This is a genomic window from Chryseobacterium barbadense, from assembly GCF_042849955.1.
Classification (GTDB): domain Bacteria; phylum Bacteroidota; class Bacteroidia; order Flavobacteriales; family Weeksellaceae; genus Chryseobacterium.
The window spans coordinates 1-4742 of sequence record NZ_BAAFHL010000103.1 but is presented as its reverse complement, the minus strand read 5'-3'; the positions used below and the strand labels follow the sequence as shown (position 1 = coordinate 4742).

Genomic DNA, 4742 nt, shown 5'->3' with positions numbered 1-4742 from the left:
CGTCTGGATTTCATTGTTGGCTTTAAAAACCTCGGTGCTGAAAGCGTCAATCAATAATTTTACAAAAGGGTCCAATGACTGCGGACTTTTTAATCCCCATACTTTTGTGGCATTCTGAAGCATTCTTGCTTTTACCGATTCTTTGGAATATATATTCTGATCTAAATTCATAATTCTAATTACAAAAAAACTTAATCTATTGACATCGGACTCAAAAAAAGCTCTGTGGTAAAGCTGAAACGCTCTCCTGTAGCCTCCATTTTGGCATTAATGGCTATTCTGACTTTTTTCTTGATTTCCGTATGTTCTTTGGTATCATAGCTGTGCTCTACAAATTCTACGTGGGCTTGAATTTGCGGCTGAACAATTCTGGGTTCATATTCTTGTATCTGCCTTTTAAGACTTTTAATAAAAACACTTTCCCAGATGGCACTTGTAACTCCATTATCGAATTCCAGGTTCCAGACGTCATTTCCGTAATTTTCATCATATCTGTTTTCACCTTTTTTGGTAGTGATCAGCAACATTATGTTGTGGGCAATACTTTCCCCCATGTCGCAGGTATCAATACTCCCCCCTTCAGTCATTAATGTTGACGGGGCAAAAGGCATTCTGTAATTTGGTGTGTCCATAAATCAACTTCTTTTTACATCATGGTCTCAATTTATCTAAACGAAATACCAAATTAAACATTTTCAGGAAATAAAATGTTATAAGAATTTAAAAATATTGTTTAAAATTTACGGCTTTCAAACAAGTTTGAAAGCCGTAATCATACTAATGAGTTTCTTTTTTATTTCTATTGATAAAGTAGTAAACCGGAAGTCCCAATAAGACCATTAAAAATCCTGGCCAGGTGTATTGCTGTTTATAGATTAGAAGCAGGATACAGAATCCGGATCCTATCAATAAATATATAATGGGTGTAACCGGATACAGCCATGTTTTGTAAGGCCTTTCAAGATCAGGCTGCTTGAATCTCAGGTAAATTACTCCGAAAACGGTGATCATATAGAACAAAACGATCACAAAAGAAATCATATCCAGAAGGTTTCCGTACTGACCGCTTAAGCACAGGAGAGAAGCCCAAACACCCTGCATCCATAAAGCATTTCCGGGAACTGCATTTTTATTGTTTTCTGTGGCGGATTTAAAAAACAAGCCGTCTTTTGCCATCGTCTGGAATACTCTGGCTCCGGCCAGAATCAGGCCGTTGTTGCACCCGAAGGTAGAAATCATGACTAACAAAGCGATGATTATGGTTCCCGCACTTCCGAAAATATTTTGTGAAGCAGCTACCGCTACTCTGTCGTTGGCTGCAAAAGCGATGGAGTCTCTGTCTAAAGCATTTAGGTAGACATAATTTACCGCAATATACAGTATCATAACAGCAGAAGTTCCGTAAATCATTGATTTTACGACATTTTTCTTTGGGTTCTCTATTTCTCCGGAAACAAAAGTTACACTTTCCCAAGCTACAGAGCTAAAGACCGATCCAACCATCGCCGCAGCAATTCCCCCTAACAAAGTCATTCCACCAATAGGTTCCCAACCTTCTTTAAGAAAATTTCCTGAAAGGTCTTTCTTCAGATTATTAAAAGAATCTGTACCAAAACTAAAGTTCTCTGCCAAATGGGAAACATCCACTAAAATAAACCCGGCTGCAATTAGTCCCAATAAAGCAATTACTTTAGAACCTGTAAATATATTCTGTAAGAGCTTCCCGCTCTCTACTCCTCTTGTATTAATATAGGTCAACAACAAAATAATACCTATTGCCAATATCTGTATCCAGGTAATCTGGAATTCTCCGCTTTGGAAAATAGGGGCTGCATTATTAAGGGACGGAACAAGGTAAGCGGTAAATTTTCCGAAAGCCATTGCAACAGCAGCAATCGTCCCGGTCTGGATCACTGTAAATAATCCCCATCCGTAAAGAAAACCCATTTTTTTACCGAAGATTTCCGTAAGATATGTGTATTGCCCACCGGCTTTTGGAAACAATGCTGAAAGCTCACCGTAGCTTATTGCAGCAGCAACAGTCATGACTCCTGTAATGATCCATACTACGATCACCCAATATCCGGAACCGAGATTCCGCATCATATCTGCACTCACGATAAAGATTCCACTTCCGATCATGGAGCCCATTACCAACATAATGGCGTCCCAAAGTTTTAGTTTTTTCTGCATAAATATGTATAGGTGTCAAATATAAACAAATATGCATTTGGTTGGGAACTTTGTTTACATATTCAAAATAAATATGCTTTTTATTAAGTTTAATCTGATTTTGGATTCGATTTTTATTAGTATTTTTGAAAAAAATATTAAAAATGAAATTCAAAGCCCTATTATTTGCAGCAGCAGTGAGTGTTTCCACACTGGCCTTTGCACAGGAAACCGCAGAGAAGAAATTCTCTCCACCGGCAGGAAACGCTCTTGTAGGAGATACATACGGAGCAGGAGTTGCTAAAGCTTCCGAATCTAAAGCAATTACAGTAGATAAATTGTCCAAAAAACTTAAAAAAGACAATAAAAAAGCTGAGAACGTAGCAATCAAAGGCACAGTAACTGATGTTTGCGAGAAAAAAGGATGTTGGCTAACCATCAAAACGGAAGATGATTCTCAATTCTTTGTTAAGATGAAAGATTATGCTTTCTTTGTTCCTACAGCTCTAAAAGGAAAGAATGTTGTTTTGGAAGGAAATGCAGAAAGAAAAGTAATTTCCGTGGATGAGCAAAAACACTATGCTGAAGATGCTAAAAAGCCTCAATCTGAGATTGACGCCATCACAAAGCCAAAAGAAGAGATCAGATTTGTAGCGAACGGAATTAAAGTAGTGAACTAAGATTTCTTATTTTAACACAAAGTTTTTTATAAACATAATATTTAAGAAAGCCAAGAGAAGACAAATTTCATTTGTCTGATTAAGCGGATCGCCTCATCAATTAACTTGTTAATTACCTCTTAGCTAACTTAAATACAATATGATTAAACTTTTAATCTTTGTGTCAAAATCACATGATAAAAAAAGCGGAACCAAGGTTCCGCTTTTTAGTCTTCTATAGTAAAATCTACTACCGCATCCAGTTTCGGATATTTGGTTGAGGAAACAAATTTCTTTCCGGTACAGTCTATTTCCAGCCAGCCTTTTCGTTTCTTTACTTCTCCTACTTCCACTACAAAAGGTACAAAAGAGATTTCATCTTTCCCTTCTTCTATCATTTCCCTGTACTGAACCGCTACATCCAAAATACAGAGATGATCCGTATTCAGCTTTACGTTTCTGTATACAATATCATAATGGGTTTCCTGATTTTCCGGAATTTCAAAATAGGTTTCCCAGCCGGTAATATCGGAATTCAGTTCACTGATCGCTTTTAAGGCGTAATAAAGAGCAATTGTATAATATTTCCTTGTTCCTTTTCTCGTGTAATCATCTACAAAATGTCCGCCTTCAAATAAAATGGTAGGCATTCCGCTTTTAATAAAATTATCACCGGTAGAAGTCGGGTAAAACTCATCCGAATATCTTCCGATCTGATTTGGAATTAATTCTTTCAGGTGATGATAAACATCGGCAATAACAGCCATACATTTTTTCCTGTTTTCAGTAACAGTTCTTTCTACATTTTCTGATGGTGCTAAAAAGGAAAGTGTTGCAGGATGTATTCCATCTGTAGTAAATATTGTTCTCTGTTCATGCAGATTCAGTGCATAATCATACTTTTTGGAGGAAGTCAAGCTTTTAAGAAATCTGATCTCTTTACTGGCTTCATTATGGAAGTCCCTGTTCAGGTCAATATCTACGGCATTTAATCTGGTCCACTTCTCTGATCCATCCGGATTTAACATAAAAATAAAATCCAATGAAATCTTACTGAAAAGGTCCTCTTTCATCTGAGGCATATTATCAAGGCTCATCAATAAGTCAAGCATTGCATGGGTCGCATTGGATTCATTGCCGTGCATCTGTGACCAGGCCAACACCTGAATAGGTCCGGAGCCTATACTTAATTTATAAATAGGCTTATCCAAATATGACCTCCCGATTTCCTGAATATAATCGCTGAGATTCGTCTGTAGGTAAGAAAATAATTTTTCAGGGGAAATATAGCGATTTGGGAAATGGGGATTTTGAATATAAATCTGTTCAAAGTTCATTGGAGAAGTGGTTTACAAGAGTCAAATTTAGCCATTTTTAAGGAGAAAACGAAATTAACATTTGTAACAATATTAAACATTGTAAATTGTCAGAATGTCTGTTGGTAAAATTGTGGATTGCTAAAAATTTAATTATATGCAATTATAATATTATAAACCAGCTAATTATAAAGTTTACGTAAAGTATAATTTCATACTTACTTTAAGTGGCAAAATACCTGTTTATCCCGAATTGAGCGTAATTTCATTAAACATTCCAAATGTGGATAAAGTAATATTTTTATACATTTATACAAATGTAAATCATCAATTTTCAGGATTTTTATTTCCTTTTTAAGACCTTTATTTTAGTTGAAATAAACATCCTAACTTATAAAGAAGAAGTATCTCTCAGAAAATTATAGATTATGTCGAAAATGAGTATTAATAAAGGTATTTATAAGCTTTACTTCCGGACCGCTCTCGTTGTTATATTATATAATACGCTAAATAAACAGGTATTTTGCCACTTAAAGTAAGTATGAAATTATACTTTACGTAAACTTTATAATTAGCTGGTTTATAATATTATAAT

At 35.5% G+C, this 4742-nt stretch carries 4 protein-coding genes; 1 reads left to right on the top strand and 3 read right to left on the bottom strand.

Annotation, left to right across the window (positions count from 1 at the left end; translation table 11 throughout):
* Window positions 1–191: 191 nt before the first annotated feature.
* Together ACGHIN_RS16510 and ACGHIN_RS16505 are read right to left on the bottom strand one after the other, a co-directional pair.
* Window positions 192–632 carry a GPW/gp25 family protein gene (locus ACGHIN_RS16510; protein WP_390456065.1) on the bottom strand — a complete coding sequence of 147 codons (441 nt, stop codon included), beginning with the start codon at window positions 630–632 and terminating at the stop codon, window positions 192–194.
* Window positions 633–777: 145 nt separating this feature from the next.
* Window positions 778–2193 carry an APC family permease gene (locus ACGHIN_RS16505; RefSeq protein ID WP_390456062.1) on the bottom strand — a complete coding sequence of 472 codons (1416 nt, stop codon included), beginning with the start codon at window positions 2191–2193 and terminating at the stop codon, window positions 778–780.
* 143 nt (window positions 2194–2336) lie between these two features.
* Here ACGHIN_RS16505 and ACGHIN_RS16500 point away from each other — a divergent pair, with 143 nt between their 5' ends.
* Complete coding sequence (locus ACGHIN_RS16500; RefSeq protein ID WP_390456059.1) at window positions 2337–2852, top strand: DUF4920 domain-containing protein; 516 nt, start codon at window positions 2337–2339, stop codon at window positions 2850–2852.
* Between the two features lie 206 nt (window positions 2853–3058).
* On the opposite strand, the gene ACGHIN_RS16495 is transcribed toward ACGHIN_RS16500, so the two are convergent.
* Complete coding sequence (locus ACGHIN_RS16495; protein WP_390456057.1) at window positions 3059–4168, bottom strand: M14 family zinc carboxypeptidase; 1110 nt, start codon at window positions 4166–4168, stop codon at window positions 3059–3061.
* Window positions 4169–4742: the final 574 nt, after the last annotated feature.

What these genes read in the sequence shown, in the direction of transcription:
- ACGHIN_RS16505 (WP_390456062.1), bottom strand. Translation starts at nt 2,193, where the DNA reads ATGCAGAAAAAACTAAAACTTTGGGACGCCATTATGTTGGTAATGGGC.
- ACGHIN_RS16510 (WP_390456065.1), bottom strand. Translation starts at nt 632, where the DNA reads ATGGACACACCAAATTACAGAATGCCTTTTGCCCCGTCAACATTAATG.
- ACGHIN_RS16495 (WP_390456057.1), bottom strand. Translation starts at nt 4,168, where the DNA reads ATGAACTTTGAACAGATTTATATTCAAAATCCCCATTTCCCAAATCGC.
- ACGHIN_RS16500 (WP_390456059.1), top strand. Translation starts at nt 2,337, where the DNA reads ATGAAATTCAAAGCCCTATTATTTGCAGCAGCAGTGAGTGTTTCCACA.